Below are 15,842 nucleotides of genomic sequence, written 5' to 3'. Positions count from 1 at the left end.
ATGTTGGTTCCTATCGGAGGGGGAGTTATTGAAAAGTACCGGAAGTTATTGAATAACTATCTTAACGGGCTTCTGCTCTGTCTAGCCAAGCTCTCAACGTTTTAGGGGTTACGCTGCTCAGCTGTTTGCTATGGCCGTTACGGGCTATTTTTTGCTGTAACGCTTCTGTACTGCCCTGAAGATCGGCTGAGGTATAGCCAAGAGCCTTCAGCAAATCAACAATAGCTTTACTCTGGTTCGCAGTAACACGTGGTGATGTGTCTGATGGGTCTATAGGATGGGTTAACAGTTTGCGAGGTTGTTTGCTCAGTGAATTCCCTGAGGCAATCCCATCCCTCAACCTTGATAAGTCATCATAGCGAACTCTAAAAAGGGACACTGCGTGTTCAATATCGGCGCCCATTATACTAATGCAATCAGACCCTATATTTACTTGCATATCAATTGATTCTATTTTTTCTATATTTTCAAACCCGACTCTAAACCCCTCCCTTAGATAAGAAAAATGAATGGAAACCTCATGTAAACCAGAAAGCCAAACTCTATAGGTGATATAATCCAAAATCATTGAACTTTCACACGTAGCGAGTTTTCCTTCTAAGGTATCATCAGATCTATTTATTGGTGGAGCAAATTTATCTAGTTTAATCCATATCTTGGTATAGTCAGCCTGAACATAATCAATATTAGTATCGCTATCATCTTGATATTCATCTTTCTCACTAATAAGGAAGATAACATTTGTACCATGTTTATATAAAGTATCATACCAAATATTGGTATCTTCAGTATCTGTGGTGCCAAAGTCGCCTTGATAACAGATAGTGCCAGGCACTCCCCCTTCAAAATATATTTGCTTACACTCAAATCCACTTCCGCCGCAAGGCTTTTCACCATCTTCATCAAGTTTTATATATATATTTATGGCGCCGATTTCATACCAATGGTAAATATCTTCGAGCTCGCACCCTAGCAATCTTGCTGCTCGTGCAGGGGTACAGTATTCCAGTGGAATCCTTTTTTCGTTGGCCATCGTGTTGCCTCTATACACTTGCCTTGAATAAATTGCCGAGCCAAGTGGGCAAGGTTCCCAACTTTTCTCTCTGTCGAGATAGGCTCAGCAAAGTCGTTAACCCACTCGGTTGAAATTCACTGGTAGCACATTGCTACCCCGTTGCGAGTCATAGAAATCGGCCAGCCACTGCAACAGCTTGCGCCGGTCGTCCAGATACTCAGCCCGGTGATAGGCTGCCCGCACCTTGTTGCGTTCGGCGTGGGCAAGCTGGCGCTCTATCACGTCCGGATCAAAGCCTTCCTCGTTCAAGGTGGTAGAGGCTAATGCCCTGAATCCGTGCGGTGTAGCGATCCCTTTATAACCCATCCGCCCCATTGCATAGCTCAAGGTGTTCTCACTCATGGGATTGGTCAGTTTACGCTCGCTCGGGAACAGCAACTCACAATGGCCTGTCAGCTGGTGCAGTTCATCGAGCACGGCCAACGCCTGGCGAGAAAGGGGGACAAGGTGCTCGGTTCGCATCTTCATCCGTGCAGCAGGGATCCGCCATTCTGCGCGTTCCATATCGAACTCATCCCAACGTGCAAAGCGCACTTCACCAGGGCGGGTCATGGTCAACATCAGCAGATGGAGGGCAAGACGAGTCGCCGGGTTAAGTGGCTCGGCTTCCAAACGTCGGAAGAATTCTGGCAGCTCAGAACGGGGCAAAGCGGGTCTGTGCTCCTGCTTGGTGGCCCTGAGCGCCCCCCTCAGGTCTTGAGCCGGGTTGTAGCTGGCTCGTCCAGTCTGGATGGCATAACGCATGACAGAGCCGATCCGTTGCAGGATCCGCCCTGCTGTTTCAGTAACCCCGCGCTTCTCGACCTTGCGCAAAGCATCCAACATCATGGGCGCGGTCAGCTCGGCAACGGGCACAACCCCAAGATCGGGGAAAACATCCACCTCAAGCGACTTGAGCACCCTGGCAGCATGAACAGGCGTCCAGCGAGCGAGCTGGCTTCGGTGCCACTCTCGCGCCAGTGCCTCAAAGTTGTTCTCGCTGGCCAGCTTGTTGGCGATCTTGCTCTGCTTTTTGACGAGGCCCGGATCCACCCCTTCAGCAAGTTGCCGACGAGCATCATCTCGTTTCACCCTTGCCTCTTTCAGTGACACCTCGGGATAGACACCCAAGGCGAGCGTCTTCTCTTTGCCACCGTGGCGATACTTGAGCCGCCAATACTTGCCAGACTGGTTGACCAACAAGAACAAGCCTTTCTCATCGGATAGCTTCTGCTGCTTGCCGTTGAACTTAGCCTGCCGGGCGGTGATATCAGATAGCGGCATATGGGGGTATCTCCCGTGTTTGCGTGGGGGTACTTGCACACACTGGGGGTATCTCTCACCACACCGCAGCCCAAAGATGGCGTGGGTTAGGCACGATTGGGGGTACTTTTCTCCCCTATCAGAACCGATACCCCCAGATGTACCCCCAAAGCTGGGGGTATGCTATGACTCGATATGATACGACAAGACATAACAAAAAACCCGCAAAGCCTTACGCTATGCGGGTTTCAGATATGAGGTGATACGATGTGATATTCATTAATGGTGCCCGAGGCCGGAATCGAACCGGCACGACGCGAACGTCGAGGGATTTTAAATCCCTTGTGTCTACCGATTTCACCACTCGGGCACCGCAATCGGTATCAAGTCCGCGCGGCGGGCTTGTCAATATGGAGGCACGTTCCGGAGTCGAACCGGACTAAACGGATTTGCAATCCGCTGCATAACCGCTTTGCTAACGCGCCATGCAAAAGAGAGTTGGCTCTCTATTGTCTGAATTTGGAGCGGGAAACGAGACTCGAACTCGCGACCCCGACCTTGGCAAGGTCGTGCTCTACCAACTGAGCTATTCCCGCATTGGTCTGGCTGACTGCCTGACTACGAGGACGCATTCTAGCGATGTTCCTCGCCCAGTCAACCAAAAATGTTTAATACCCTGATCGTTCGGGTGTTTTTTACCCTTTTCCTGCACTTTTACCACTCATGATCGTTTCCCTGCCCCAACGGTGGGTAAACGATGCTTTATGCCAGGGCAGGCACTAGAAGCGGGAGTGGTAGGTCAGATCGCCCCAGGCCGCCTTCATGTACTGGAACATGGACCAGAAGGTGAGCACGGTCGCCACATAGAGCAGCACGTAGGCGAGCCATACCATCCAGATGTCGTACTGCCAGATAAGGCCGGTGAGTGACACCATCTGGATCATGGTCTTCCACTTGCCAATCCAGCTGACCGCCACCGAGGAGCGTTTACCGAGCTCGGCCATCCATTCACGCAGGGCGGAGATGATGATCTCGCGGCCAATCATGGTCATGGCGGGGATGGTGACCCAGATGGTGTTGTAGTGTTCGACTATGACCACCAGCGCCGCCGCCACCATGATCTTGTCGGCGACCGGATCGAGGAAGGCGCCGAAGGCGGTGGACTGGTTCAGCTTGCGGGCGAGGTAGCCATCAAACCAGTCGGTCGCAGCCGCCAGAATGAAGACAAGCGCAGCCGCCAGATAGGACCACTGATAGGGTACATAGAACAGGATGACGAAGACGGGGATGAGCAAGATCCGAAAAAACGTCAGCAGGTTAGGAATATTTGTCATTATTTTCAGCCACTTCTTGTATGCCGCTACATGGTAGCCCCAAGCCGATCACGGATGCAACCGGACAGGCGCCCGCCTTGGTCCATTAATCCATCAACAACCTCAGGATGCGGGCCATTATGGCATTTACGGGCCCCCTGCGTCACGGCTCTTGTGTACCCCGAGGCAGGATTGCGGCCACGATTCAGAGCGAATGCAACACATCGTTGATGGACTGGGTTGAATGCCGAGCGCAATGAGCCCAGCCCACGGCTTAAAGCGAGTGCAGGGCATCGTGAATGGCGTGGGGCAGACCAGCGTCTGGCTGATGCCCAGTACCCTGCTGGCTCAAAGCGAGTGCAACGCATCGTGGATGGACTGGGCCAGCTCCTGGCTGATGCCGGGCACCTTGGCCAGTTCATCCACCCCGGCTTTTTTCACCTCCTGCAGCCCGCCCAAGTACTTAAGCAGGGCCTGACGCCGCTTGGGCCCCACCCCCGGAATGTCCTCCAGGGTACTGGTGGTGCGGGCCTTGGCGCGGCGGGCCCGGTGGCCCGTGATGGCAAAACGGTGAGATTCGTCACGAATATGCTGAATAAGGTGCAAAGCTGGCATATCTGCCGGCAAGTGCAGTTCTTCGTGGCTCTCCCCCATGATCAGGGTCTCCAGCCCCGCCTTGCGGGTTACCCCCTTGGCGATGCCCACCAGCAGCGGGTATTTGCCGCCAAGGAACTCCAACTGACGGGCCAGGATCTCCTCAGCGCGGCGCAGCTGACCCAGGCCGCCGTCGATAAACAACACATCCGGCACCTTGTCCGGCTCCTGCAGCTTGCCAAAGCGCCGCTCCAGCACCTGCTCCATGGCGGCGTAGTCATCCCCCCCCGTAATGCCGTCGATATTGAAACGGCGGTATTCCGAGGAGAGCGGCCCCTCCCGGTTGAACACCACGCAGGACGCCACTGTGCGCTCCCCCATGGTGTGGGAGATGTCGTAACACTCCATGCGGGCGATGGGCTGCTCCAGCTCCAGCAGCTCCTCCAGCTGACTGAAGCGGGCCGTGGTAGTGCTCTTGTGAGCGAGGCGCGAGCGCAGCGCCGTCTGTGCATTGATGGAGGCGAGCTTGATGAAGCGGGCCCGCTCGGCGCGGGTACGGCTCACCACCCGCACCTTGTAACCTGCGGTCTGGCTCAGGGTCTCGGCAATCACGCTCTCGTCCTCGAGGGCCACATCCAGCAGCACCTCGCTCGGGATCTGCCTGCCCCCCTGCCCCGACAGATAGAACTGCAGCAGGAAGGATTGCACCACCTCCTCCAGCGGCGTATCGCTCGGCACCTTGGGGAAGTAGCTGCGCGAACCGAGCACCTTGCCCTGACGAATGAAGAGCACATGGATGCAGGCCGCGCCTTGCTCGAATGCCACCCCCACCACATCCAGTTCATCGAGCACGTTGCCACTCACCGACTGCTGCTCGGTCACCCGGCGCAGGGCCTGGATCTGATCCCGGTAGCGGGCCGCATCCTCGAAGCGCAGATCGCCGCTGGCGGACTCCATCTTGCCCACCAGCTCGCCTATCACCTGCTGGTTTTTGCCCGCCAGAAACAGCTTGGCCAGCTCCACCTGCTGGGCATATTCCGCCTCGCTCACCAGCCCCGCCACGCACGGGCCGGCGCAGCGTTTGAGCTGATAGAGCAAGCAGGGACGGGTACGGTTGGCATAGACGGCATCCTCACACTGGCGCACCGGGAAGATCTTCTGCATCAGATGCAGGCTCTCGCGCACGGCGCCGCCGGAGGGGTAAGGGCCGAAGTACTCCCCCTTCACCTTGCGTGCGCCGCGATGGACGCCGATGCGGGGATGCCGGTGCCCTGTGATGATGATCCAGGGGTAGGATTTGTCGTCCCGCAGCAGCACGTTATAGCGCGGCTGGTACTGCTTGATGAGATTGTGCTCGAGGATCAGCGCCTCTGTCTCCGTATGGGTCACCATAACCTGAATATCGGCGATCTGGCGCACCAGGGTACGGGTCTTGATGCTGTCGACCTTGGTACGAAAATAGGAGGCGAGCCGCTTTTTCAGATCCTTGGCCTTGCCCACATAGATGACTGTGCCGCCGCTGTCGTACATACGGTAGACGCCGCTCTGGTGAGTCACGGCGCTCAGAAAGGCCTTGCTGTCAAAAAGGGGCTCGGGAGAAAGGGTCATCGGCTACTCGGCTCAACACAAAGGGGCGAAAACGATAGAAGTCAGCATCAACGGGGAGAGCATACTGCGCCAGGCCGGCGAAATGCAAAAAGGCGGCACCTGCCGCCTTTTTGACTCCACGCCACCCGCTTACAGGGTGTCGGCGTCCAGCATGCCATAGCGAATGGCCAGATGGGTCAGCTCCACATCGCCGTTGATGTTGAGCTTGCTGAACAGGCGGTAACGGTAGCTGTTGACTGTCTTCGGGCTCAGGTTCAACTGCTCGGAGATGTCGGTCACCTTCTGCCCCTTGGTGATCATCATCATGATCTGCAGCTCGCGCTCGGAGAGGGACTTGAAGGGATTTTCATCCGCCGACGCAAACTGGCTGAGCGCCATCTGCTGGGCGATCTCGGGGGAGATGTAACGCTGGCCCGAGTGCACCAGGCGAATGGCGTGGATCATCTCGTCCGGGGCGGCGCCCTTGGTGAGATAACCGGCTGCGCCCGCCTGCATCACCTTGGTGGGGAACGGATTTTCTGAATGAATGGTCAGCACTATGATGCGTACATCGGGCCGGATCCGCAGTATCTTGCGGGTCGCCTCCAGGCCGCCGATGCCCGGCATGTTCATGTCCATCAGGATCACGTCTGGATGGTGCTGACGACAGAAAGTGACTGCGGTTTCCCCGCTCTGCGCCTCGCCCACCACCTTGATCCCGCGGACATCTTCCAAAATGCGTCTTATCCCTGTACGCACCAACTCATGATCATCGACCAGGAATACATTAATCACCCAAACACCCCGTTTTTTTATCTCGTTATATGCCAGTTAGGGTTAACACGGCGTCTTGCATCATAACCAAACTCGCTGGTTTGGCAAACCATGGGCGGGAAAAGTTTGAAAGTGCTCATAAATGACGTTTGCAATCAAATAATTATGCAAGGATTCAACACAAAAAACGGCGCCTGCAGGCACCGTTCAGCGTCATATCGGTGGTGCTGGCATCAGTTCGCCAGCAGCGCACGCACCTTGTCCAGATCGGCCTGAGTATCCACCCCGACCGGCGGCGCTTGCAGCGCCTGGGCCACGTGGATCTTCTCCCCGTACCAGAGCACCCGCAGCTGCTCCAGCGCCTCGACCTGCTCCAGCGCGCTCGGCGCCCAGTCCACGTAACGCTGGATGAAACCAGCGCGATAGGCGTAGATGCCGATGTGGCGCTGGTAGTGATCGCCAATCTGCTCGTGGCGCCCTGCAGCGAGATCACTGGCAGCAAAGCGATCCCTGTCCCAGGGAATGCAAGCGCGACTGAAGTAGAGGGCGTAGCCATCCTTGTCGGTCACGACCTTGACCGCGTTGGGATTGAACGCCTCTTCCGCATCCACAATGGGCACAGAGAGGGTAGCCATGGGCGCCGTCGCCGCGGCCAGATTGTCGGCCACCTGACGTATGATGGCGGGCGGAATGAGCGGCTCATCCCCCTGCACATTGACGATGATGGTATCGCTGGCAAAGCCGTAGTGACGGCACACTTCCGCCAGACGCTCGGTGCCGGACTGGTGATCCTGCGAGGTCATGCACACCTCAAAACCGGCAAGTGCGGCACAGGAAGCCAGCGCGCTGCGTACCCGCTCGTCATCGGTGGCGACGATCACCCGATCCGCGCCGGATTGCAGGGCCTTTTCCACCACGTGCTGCACCATGGGCTTGCCATGGATGTCCGCCAGCGGCTTGCCCGGCAAGCGGCTGGAGGCGTAGCGGGCAGGAATGATCACCACGAAACTCATGACGGCATCTCGTCGCTATTGAGATGACGGGCACGGTTTTCCAGCAGTACAGGGATCCCCTCCTCCAGCGGATAGGCCAGCTTGTCGAAACGGCAGACCAGCTCGTGTACGGCCTTGTTGTAGTGCAGCTTCCCCTTGCAAACCGGGCAGGCGATGATGTCGAGCAATTTGATATCCAGTGCCAAAACGAAACTCCTTCAACGATGTCGAGCAAGCGACTATCTCGAGCGGGCCAGGATGCCGGGCACGCCATGATGTCGAGCCATTGATATTCTAAAACCCGGAGCCAAATCGCGGCTCCTTTCACTTTATCGAGCGGGCCAGGATGCCGGACCAGCCGGCATGCCACCCTTCAGTGTTCAGAGCCGGCAGCGGGTGCCTTTGCCGGATGCAATTTCTGCAACAGGCTGTCGAGCAAGGAGGCAGGCAACTCGGCACTGACCGGCAGATACCACCAGTTATCCGGCGCAAACCCCCGACACTTGACCGCGTCTTTTTCGGTCATCAGCAACGGCCGCTCGCCGAAGCGGGCGAGCAGTTCATCCCGCTCAAACGCCTGATGATCCGCATAACCGACGCTCTGCTGAAGCTCATAACCGAGGCTGGTCAGGGTGGCGAAGAAACGGGGGGGATGGCCTATGCCGGCCAGGGCATCCACGGCACGGGGCAAGGGCTCGCCGGCGGGCACGTCATCGCGCACCCGGCGCGGCGCATCGGCCACCAGCGCCATGGGGTACTCCCCTCGGGCTGGCGTGCCGCCGTTGCAGATGATGGCATCCACCCGCTTGAGCCGGGTCACGGGCTCGCGCAGCGGTCCCATGGGCAGCAGGCAGGCGTTGCCAAAACGGCGTACTCCATCCACTACCACCAGCTCGATGTCGCGGGCCAACCCATAGTGCTGCAGACCGTCGTCTGTGATGATGATGTCCACCTCGCCACCTTGCTCCAACAGCCGCACCGCATCGGCCCGTTTGGGGGCGACCACCACGGGGCAGCCGCAGCGACGGGCGATGAGCACGGGCTCGTCACCTGCCTGCGCCGTGCTGCTATTGGCATCGAGTCGATAGGGATAATGGGGCGCCTTGCCGCCATAGCCACGGCTCACCACCCCGGGCCTGAACCCGCGGGCTTGCAGCTGTTCCACCAGCCAGACCACGACCGGGGTCTTGCCGTTGCCACCCACCGAGATATTGCCCACCACTATCACCGGCAGGCTGGCCCGATAGGCCCTGAACCAGCCACGCCGATAGGCGAAGCGACGGGCGCCGCTGATGATGGCAAACAGCAGGGCAAAGGGCGCCAGCCACCAGCGCCAGCGGCTCTGCCCATACCAGAGCTGCTGCAGCATTAGCCCTTGTGACCCGCTGCAACGTTGCCGAACTGGATGGCGCGCAGCTGGGCATAGGTGCCCTGATTGGCCATCAAGGCTTCATGGTTGCCGCGTTCGACGATATGACCCTCGTCGATCACCAGGATCTCGTCCGCCTTCTCTATGGTGGAGAGGCGGTGGGCGATCACCAGCGAGGTGCGCGCCTTGCACAGTTCGTCGATGGCAGCCTGGATGTGACGCTCGGACTCGGTATCGAGCGCCGAGGTCGCCTCATCCAGCAGCAACACGGGGGCATCGCGCAGCAGGGCGCGGGCGATGGCGATACGCTGACGCTGACCGCCGGACAGTGAGGCCCCGTTCTCGCCGACCACGGTATCGTACCCCTGAGTCATCTTGCTGACGAACTCGTCGGCATGGGCAATGCGGGCCGCCTGCTGGATCTCTTCCCGGCTGTATTTCTCTTCCGCCGCATAGGCGATGTTGCTGGCGACCGTGTCGTTGAACAGGTGCACGTGCTGGGAAACCAGGGCGTACTGCTTGCGCAGCTCGCTCAGGCGGTACTCGCGAATATTGACGCCATCCAGCAGGATCTCGCCCTGCTCCACGTCGTAGAAACGGGTCAGCAGGCTGGCGATGGTGCTCTTGCCGGAGCCGGAGCGCCCCACCAGGGCCACGGATTTGCCCGCTTCCACCTTGAAGCTGACGTTGTGCAGCGCAGGGGTGTCCTTGGTCGGGTAGGTGAAGGTGACGTTGCGAAACTCGATCTCGCCACGGGCACGATCCAGAGTGCGGGTACCTGCGTCCTCTTCCGGGGTGGAATCGAGCAGACCGAACAGGCTCTGACAGGCGGTGATGCCGCGCTGGAACTGGTTATTCACGTCGGTCAGGCTTTTGAGCGGCTTGAGCAGCATCATCATAGAGGTGACCATGACGGTGAAGGTACCGGCGGTCAGGGTCGCTTTGACCGAGTCTATGGTCGCCACGTAGAGGAACACGGCCAGCGCGACCGAGGCCACCATCTGCACTATGGGGCTGCCGATGGCATCGGCGGCGACCATCTTCATGGTCTGCTGACGCATGTGGTTGCTGACGCGGAAGAAGCGTTTCTCTTCGACCTGCTGGCCACCGAACATCAGCACCTCTTTATGACCCTTGAGCATCTGCTCGGTCGAGGTGGTGATGTCGCCCACCGCCTGCTGGATGTGGCGGCTGATCTTGCGAAAACGACGGCTGATGAGGCCAATCAGTATGCCCACCACAGGGCCCACCACCAGGAAGATCACCGACAACTGCCAGGAGTGCCAGAACATCAGGCCGAGCAGACCGACCACGGTCGCCCCTTCCCGTACCAGCGAGACCAGAGTGGAGCTGGCGGCAGAGGAGACCTGACCTGCGTCATAGGTCACCTTGGCCAGCAGGTTGCCGGTGTTCTGGCGGTCGAAGAAGCTCATGGGCATGGCCATCAGGTGGCTGAACACCTGCTGTTGCAGCCGCATCACCACATGGTTGCCGACCCAGGCCATGCAATAGTTGGAGAGGAAGGTGGCGCAGCCACGCAGGGCAACGATGCCGAGTACGAAGAAAGGCATCCATTTCAGCACGCCGCTGTCATTACCATTGAGGCCCTGATCGATCAGTGGCTTGATGGAGTAGACGAAGGTGGTATCCACGGCGGCATAGCCCAGCATCCCTATGATGCCGCCGACCAGACCCAGCTTGCGATCCCGGACATAACCGAGCAGACGCTTGAAGACGGGCCAGCTGTCTTGTGAGGTTTCTTGTTGCATGAATAGCCGTTAATAAGGGAAATGACGGGGTATTCTAGCCAAAGCTTGCGCATCCACCAAGCGCCGCCATCTTGATAGCCAGAGTCCGCACCGGAAATGACGAATTAATACCCTGGCCAACGCCTGCGCATCCACTAGGCAGCACCATCTTGATAGCCAAAACCCGGCACTCGACAGAAGGAGATGATGGATTATTTCCTGGCCGGCTCCGGGCCGGCGGCCCCTCGCCACAGCGGATCCTGGCGGGAAATGGCAGAAGGTAAGCTGGGCCAGCCCGCGGGACGCCACCAGGCGCCGCCCCGGCGATACCAGGGGCCATGGTCGCGCTCGGCACGGATGCCGAACCCGTCAGCCTGGGGTTCAATCAGGATGGCGCCATCCAGCCCGGTGACCCACTGACTGGCCTGCCGATACCGGGCCACCACCTCGGGACGAGGAAAGCCCCACTGATTAATAAATCCCGCGCTGTGCACTACATAACGGGCATTCACGGCCGCGACGAAAGCCGGGGTGGACGAGGTGCGACTGCCATGATGAGGGCTCACCAGCAGGGTGCTGGCCAGCTCGCCCCGATCCAACGCCAGCAGGCGGCGTTCCGTCTCCTGCTCTATGTCCGCACTGAGCAGGATGCGCCGGTTGCCGTCGCTAATCTGCAGCACGCAGCCGTCGTTGTTGTGGCCGCGCCCTGGCTGCTCGGGCCAGAGCACGGCAAAGTCGAGCCCCTGCCAGCGCCAGCGCTGGCCACGCCGGCACAGGGTGGTAAGCTTGCCAAACTCGAACGAGGAGAGCTCATGACGCACCGGCAGCGCCCGCAATATGGCCCGGCGGTTGCCAGCATGATCCCTGTCCTTGTGGCTGATGACGAGATAATCCAGCACCTGCACATCGAGCCGGTTGAGCAGTGGCAGGATGACGGCGTCCGCCATGTTGTAGCCGCCGGGATAACGATCCCCTGTGTCGTAGAGGATGCCACGCTCCCCTCGGGTGATAAGCACAGACAAGCCCTGTCCCACATCCAGCACCCGCATTTGCCAGCGGGTTGGCGTGGGCCAGGCGGCAAGTGCGAGGGCCGCAACCGCGGGAATAAATAGCGGGCGAGCCCCCGGCACAAGCCAGGCGCACCAGAGCAGGGTCAGCACGGCGCTTACCGGCACCACCCAGCCCGGCACGGGCCACCAGAGCTGCCACTGGCTGGCCAGCTGCGCCAGCCCCCACAACACCCATTGCAACCCCAGATCCGCCAGCCAGAACAAGCCGTGGGCCAGCCACCCCCAGAGCGGCGCAAGCAGGACGCCGATCAGCGCCAGCGGAATGATCCCGATGCAAAACAGCGGCAACGCCAGCAGATTGAGCAGCAGCGCCAGTGGCGCTATCCCCTCGAACAACGCCAGTTGCAGCGGCAGCAAGCCGAGCAGCAGCAAGCCCTGCAGCCGCATCAGACCGGGTTTGGCCTCCAGATAACCCGCCGCCAGCAGCAGGGCCACCGCCAGAAATGAGAGCCAGAAACCGGCTGAGTAGAGGGCGAAGGGATCCCACAACACCAGTACCACAAAGGCCCACAGCCAGATGCGATAACTGGGCCACTCGCGCCGGCGCCAGCGCAGCAGGCTCCACACCAGCACCATGATGAGCGCCCGCTCCGTGGCCACCGCAAAACCTGCCAACCAGCTGTAGACGGCGGCAAACAACAGGGCGACCAGTATGGCCCCGCGCAGCCCGAACAGCCGCCCGAGCCACCAGCCCAGCACGGCCACCAGCGCTATGTGCTGACCCGAGATGGCGATGATATGGGTCAGTCCGCTGCCGCGAAACAGCGTCCACTGCTCATCCGTGATGCCGCTCTGTTCGCCAAAGGTGAGTGCCGACAACAGGGGAGCATGGGTCAGCCCCTGCCAGCTGGCGGCGGCCTCAGCCAGCCAGCGATCCCGCCAGCCCGGCACGGCGGCCTGCGTATTCATGATGCGGCGCAGATTGCCGGTGGCTGTGATGCCCTTGCCCAATAACAGGCGCCGTCCATCCATGCCCGCCTCGTTGGCCAGCCCATGGGCCGGTTTGAGAGAGACCACCAGCGTCACCTGGCTGCCCGCCGGCAGAGCTGGCAGGGTCTGGTAGGCATTGATCCGCACCAGCGGCTCCGGGATCAGCGCCTGGCCATCGAGGGACGCCACCCGCAGCAGCAGCCGGACAAATTTATCGCCCTCAGGCTCTGCACTTTGCAAGCGTGCGGTTATGATGTGGCTCGCCTGCGCCTCCAGCTTATCCAGCCAGGCGAGCCGGTACTGCAGACTGGCCTGCATCCAGAGGATGCCGAGCAACAGAAACAGCAGACGCCAGCAGCGATAACAGGCGAGGGGGAGCGCGATCAGCAGCATCAGGCCCCCCCATTCCCATGAAGGTAACCATGGCCAGAGTAGCGAGGAGCTTGCCCCCAGGGCAAACGACAACAAGCGCAGATCCATGGTGCAAGTATTTAGCAAGGTTTCAATATGCCCAAACGACTCATAAAACGCTGGATGCCTGATCAAGAGAGACTCAAGGAACACAAGCACTTGCGGCTGTTTGGCAAGCTGTTGCTCGATGCCAATTTGTGGCATCTCAACCGGCGATCCGCCGCCGGCGCATTCGCGGTCGGCCTCTTCATGGCCTGGATCCCCCTCCCATGCCAGATGCTGCTGGCGGCCGGTGGCGCCATCGCCTGTCGGGTCAATCTGCCCCTCTCGGTCGCCCTGGTCTGGCTCTCCAACCCCTTTACCATGCCGCCCCTGTTTTACGGCGCCTACCTGACCGGCTGCCAGCTGCTGGGGCAACCTTCCCAGCACATCGACATCGAGTTCAGCTGGGCCTGGCTGGTGTCGGTATTCGAGACGGTGGCCCCTCCCCTGCTGCTGGGCTCCCTGGTGCTCGCCCTGCTGAGCTCGCTGATCGGCTATGCCCTGATCCGCACCTTCTGGCGTATCAGCACGGTACGCCAATGGCAAAAGCGCAAGGAGGCCCGGGCATGCTGAGCCGCTGGTTTACCCGTTTCAAGATAGATCCAGACACCTTGCGCCAACAGAAGTGGTTTGCCCTGTTTGGTGAACGCCTGCTGGCACCCGCACTCTGGCAGGGAGGGACGCGAGCCCTGAGTGGCGCCGTGGCAGCCGGCCTCTTTGCCTGCTGGATCCCGGTCCCCATGCATTCGCTGATCGCCGTCGCTCTGGCGCTGGCGTTTAGCCTCAACCTGCCGCTGGCCCTGCTGGCGGTCTGGTTCAACAACCCGGTGACGCTCCCCTTCATGTATCTCTATGCCTACCGAACCGGCTGTCTGGTGCTGCACAAGACGCCGGAGCCGTTTCATCTCACCTGGTCCCTGCACTGGCTGGAACACGAGGCAGCCACCCTGGTGCCGCCCTTCCTGCTCGGCAGCCTCTTGCTGGCGGTGCTGACCGCCGCCAGCGGCGCCGCCCTCACCCTGCTGCTGTTGCAACTGGCCAAGCTGGCACGCGCACGCTGATCGGCACCTTGTCAGAACAGCCCTTGTTCTGGCAAGGTGATTTCCCCCTCTCTTGCCATCATTTGGCTCTGCCGCCACACTCCTTGTAGATATCTGCTGCATGCCACCTGCCAGGACAAGGAGCGCACCATGACAGAACCGCTGACGCTGGCCTATGCCAATGGCCAACCCCTCTCCCTGCTGCCCGCCATGGCCAATCGCCACGGCCTCATTACGGGCGCCACCGGCACGGGCAAAACCGTCACCCTGCAGGTGCTGGCAGAGGGCTTCTCCCGCCTCGGGGTGCCGGTCTTTCTGGCGGATGTGAAGGGGGATTTGAGTGGACTGGGTGCCGCCGGCACCCCATCCAGCAAGCTGGACGCCCGTCTGGCCCAGCTCGCCATACCAGCCCCCACCTTTACCGCCAGCCCGACCCTCTTCTGGGATCTGTTCGCCGAGCATGGGCACCCGGTGCGAGCAACTGTCTCCGATATGGGTCCCTTGCTGCTGGCCCGATTGCTCGGCCTCAACGATACCCAGAGCGGGGTGCTGGAGCTGGTGTTCAGGGTGGCGGACGAGGAGGGCCTGCTGCTCGATCTGAAAGATCTGCGCGCCATGGTGCAATTTGCCGGGGAGAACGCCAAATCCCTGACCACCCGCTATGGCAATGTGTCGACCGCCTCTATCGGCGCCATCCTGCGCAACCTGCTCACCCTGGAGAGCGCGGGGGGCGATCACTTCTTCGGCGAGCCCATGCTGGATATCCAGGATCTGTTGCAGACTGACGAAGCCGGTCACGGCCACATCAATGTGCTGGCGGCGAGCAAACTGACCCAGTCCAGCCGGCTCTATGCCTGCTTCCTGCTCTGGCTGTTGTCGGAGCTGTTCGAGCAACTGCCCGAGGTAGGCGACCCGGACAAGCCTGTGCTGGTGTTCTTCTTCGACGAGGCCCATCTGTTGTTCAACGATGCACCCAGGGCGCTGCTGGAAAAAATTGAACTGGTGGTGCGCCTCATCCGCTCGAAAGGGGTCGGTGTCTATTTCGTGACCCAGAGCCCGGCCGATATTCCCGACAGCGTGCTGGGGCAGCTCGGCAACCGGGTACAACACGCGCTGCGCGCCTTCACCCCGAGCGATCAGAAGGCGGTACGGATCGCCGCCAATACATTGCGCGCCAACCCGGCCTTCGATGCGGCCGGCGTCATTACCGAGCTCGGGGTGGGCGAGGCCCTGGTGTCACTGCTCGATGAGAAGGGACGCCCGAACGTGGTGGAGCGCGCCTTCATAGCACCACCCGCCAGCCGTATCGGGCCCTTGAGCGAGGCCGAGCGGCTGGCACTGATCCGGGGATCCCTGCTCTACGGCAGATACGAGACCCGCGAGGATCGCGAATCGGCCTTCGAGCGACTCAATGATGGCAAGGCTGCCGCCACACCGGCTGGCGAAGCCAAGACCTACGCCGAAGGTGGTCTGCTCGATACTCTCAATGGCATCTTGTTTGGCCGTACAGGCCCGCGCGGTGGCCAGCACGATGGGATAGTGCAGACCGCCGCCAAGAGCGTGGCTCGTACCATTGGCAACGAGGTGGGGCGCCAGCTGGTACGCGGCGTACTCGGCTCCCTGCTGGGCGGCAACAAGCGACGCCGTTGACGCAG

13 protein-coding genes and 3 tRNA genes are annotated in these 15,842 nt (G+C 60.1%); 3 read left to right on the top strand and 13 right to left on the bottom strand.

Annotation, left to right across the window (positions count from 1 at the left end):
- Positions 1 to 61 precede the first annotated feature (61 nt).
- The 13 genes from BN1128_RS25545 to BN1128_RS16645 all read right to left on the bottom strand — a co-directional run bounded on the left by BN1128_RS25545 (position 62) and on the right by BN1128_RS16645 (position 13,174).
- Positions 62 to 1,033: a hypothetical protein gene (locus BN1128_RS25545; protein ID WP_156140436.1), complete on the bottom strand. Its 972-nt coding sequence runs from the start codon at positions 1,031 to 1,033 to the stop codon at positions 62 to 64.
- Positions 1,034 to 1,129: 96 nt separating this feature from the next.
- Complete coding sequence (locus BN1128_RS16700) at positions 1,130 to 2,338, bottom strand: tyrosine-type recombinase/integrase (RefSeq protein ID WP_042870796.1); 1,209 nt, start codon at positions 2,336 to 2,338, stop codon at positions 1,130 to 1,132.
- Positions 2,339 to 2,600: 262 nt separating this feature from the next.
- A tRNA-Leu gene (locus tag BN1128_RS16695) sits at positions 2,601 to 2,687 on the bottom strand.
- 41 nt (positions 2,688 to 2,728) lie between these two features.
- Positions 2,729 to 2,802: transfer RNA gene (locus tag BN1128_RS16690), tRNA-Cys, on the bottom strand.
- A gap of 35 nt (positions 2,803 to 2,837) precedes the next feature.
- Positions 2,838 to 2,913: transfer RNA gene (locus BN1128_RS16685), tRNA-Gly, on the bottom strand.
- 183 nt (positions 2,914 to 3,096) lie between these two features.
- Positions 3,097 to 3,651 (bottom strand): CDP-diacylglycerol--glycerol-3-phosphate 3-phosphatidyltransferase, encoded by a 555-nt coding sequence (pgsA, locus tag BN1128_RS16680; protein ID WP_042036538.1) that lies wholly within the window; start codon positions 3,649 to 3,651, stop codon positions 3,097 to 3,099.
- Positions 3,652 to 3,978: 327 nt separating this feature from the next.
- Positions 3,979 to 5,832, bottom strand: coding sequence for an excinuclease ABC subunit UvrC (gene uvrC / locus BN1128_RS16675; protein ID WP_042870793.1), 1,854 nt, complete (start codon positions 5,830 to 5,832; stop codon positions 3,979 to 3,981).
- Between the two features lie 129 nt (positions 5,833 to 5,961).
- Entirely contained in the window at positions 5,962 to 6,606 is a 645-nt protein-coding gene (gene uvrY, locus BN1128_RS16670) for a UvrY/SirA/GacA family response regulator transcription factor (protein ID WP_011706579.1), read from the bottom strand.
- Between the two features lie 212 nt (positions 6,607 to 6,818).
- On the bottom strand, positions 6,819 to 7,598 hold the full coding sequence (gene kdsB / locus BN1128_RS16665) for a 3-deoxy-manno-octulosonate cytidylyltransferase (RefSeq protein WP_042870791.1): 780 nt from the start codon (positions 7,596 to 7,598) through the stop codon (positions 6,819 to 6,821).
- Positions 7,595 to 7,783, bottom strand: a complete 189-nt coding sequence (locus BN1128_RS16660) for a Trm112 family protein (protein ID WP_042036532.1) — start codon at positions 7,781 to 7,783, stop codon at positions 7,595 to 7,597. Before BN1128_RS16660 ends, kdsB begins: the two co-directional genes overlap by 4 nt.
- A gap of 167 nt (positions 7,784 to 7,950) precedes the next feature.
- On the bottom strand, positions 7,951 to 8,946 hold the full coding sequence (gene lpxK, locus BN1128_RS16655; protein ID WP_042870789.1) for a tetraacyldisaccharide 4'-kinase: 996 nt from the start codon (positions 8,944 to 8,946) through the stop codon (positions 7,951 to 7,953).
- Positions 8,946 to 10,715 (bottom strand): lipid A ABC transporter ATP-binding protein/permease MsbA, encoded by a 1,770-nt coding sequence (gene msbA / locus BN1128_RS16650; protein ID WP_042870787.1) that lies wholly within the window; start codon positions 10,713 to 10,715, stop codon positions 8,946 to 8,948. Before msbA ends, lpxK begins: the two co-directional genes overlap by 1 nt.
- A 191-nt stretch (positions 10,716 to 10,906) precedes the next feature.
- The gene (locus BN1128_RS16645) at positions 10,907 to 13,174 is read right to left on the bottom strand and encodes a DNA internalization-related competence protein ComEC/Rec2 (protein WP_082030451.1); all 2,268 of its coding nucleotides are present in this window, start codon (positions 13,172 to 13,174) and stop codon (positions 10,907 to 10,909) included.
- 27 nt (positions 13,175 to 13,201) lie between these two features.
- Between BN1128_RS16645 and BN1128_RS16640 the strand changes: the two genes are divergently transcribed.
- From BN1128_RS16640 to BN1128_RS16630, 3 genes are all read left to right on the top strand, one after another.
- Complete coding sequence (locus tag BN1128_RS16640; RefSeq protein ID WP_042870785.1) at positions 13,202 to 13,720, top strand: DUF2062 domain-containing protein; 519 nt, start codon at positions 13,202 to 13,204, stop codon at positions 13,718 to 13,720.
- Positions 13,714 to 14,208 carry a DUF2062 domain-containing protein gene (locus BN1128_RS16635; protein ID WP_042870784.1) on the top strand — a complete coding sequence of 165 codons (495 nt, stop codon included), beginning with the start codon at positions 13,714 to 13,716 and terminating at the stop codon, positions 14,206 to 14,208. Before BN1128_RS16640 ends, BN1128_RS16635 begins: the two co-directional genes overlap by 7 nt.
- 129 nt (positions 14,209 to 14,337) lie before the next feature.
- Positions 14,338 to 15,837, top strand: a complete 1,500-nt coding sequence (locus BN1128_RS16630; RefSeq protein ID WP_042870781.1) for a helicase HerA-like domain-containing protein — start codon at positions 14,338 to 14,340, stop codon at positions 15,835 to 15,837.
- Positions 15,838 to 15,842: the final 5 nt, after the last annotated feature.

The sequence above is a fragment of the Aeromonas piscicola genome (genome assembly GCF_000820005.1).
Classification (GTDB): domain Bacteria; phylum Pseudomonadota; class Gammaproteobacteria; order Enterobacterales; family Aeromonadaceae; genus Aeromonas; species Aeromonas piscicola.
This window is presented reverse-complemented; position numbering and strand designations above follow the sequence as displayed.

Bases quoted from the DNA above. Each gene is read 5' to 3' on its own strand.
- BN1128_RS25545 (WP_156140436.1), bottom strand. From the start codon at position 1,033: ATGGCCAACGAAAAAAGGATTCCACTGGAATACTGTACCCCTGCACGA.
- BN1128_RS16700 (WP_042870796.1), bottom strand. From the start codon at position 2,338: ATGCCGCTATCTGATATCACCGCCCGGCAGGCTAAGTTCAACGGCAAG.
- pgsA (WP_042036538.1), bottom strand. From the start codon at position 3,651: ATGACAAATATTCCTAACCTGCTGACGTTTTTTCGGATCTTGCTCATC.
- uvrC (WP_042870793.1), bottom strand. From the start codon at position 5,832: ATGACCCTTTCTCCCGAGCCCCTTTTTGACAGCAAGGCCTTTCTGAGC.
- kdsB (WP_042870791.1), bottom strand. From the start codon at position 7,598: ATGAGTTTCGTGGTGATCATTCCTGCCCGCTACGCCTCCAGCCGCTTG.
- lpxK (WP_042870789.1), bottom strand. From the start codon at position 8,946: ATGCTGCAGCAGCTCTGGTATGGGCAGAGCCGCTGGCGCTGGTGGCTG.
- msbA (WP_042870787.1), bottom strand. From the start codon at position 10,715: ATGCAACAAGAAACCTCACAAGACAGCTGGCCCGTCTTCAAGCGTCTG.
- BN1128_RS16645 (WP_082030451.1), bottom strand. From the start codon at position 13,174: ATGGATCTGCGCTTGTTGTCGTTTGCCCTGGGGGCAAGCTCCTCGCTA.
- BN1128_RS16640 (WP_042870785.1), top strand. From the start codon at position 13,202: ATGCCCAAACGACTCATAAAACGCTGGATGCCTGATCAAGAGAGACTC.
- BN1128_RS16635 (WP_042870784.1), top strand. From the start codon at position 13,714: ATGCTGAGCCGCTGGTTTACCCGTTTCAAGATAGATCCAGACACCTTG.
- BN1128_RS16630 (WP_042870781.1), top strand. From the start codon at position 14,338: ATGACAGAACCGCTGACGCTGGCCTATGCCAATGGCCAACCCCTCTCC.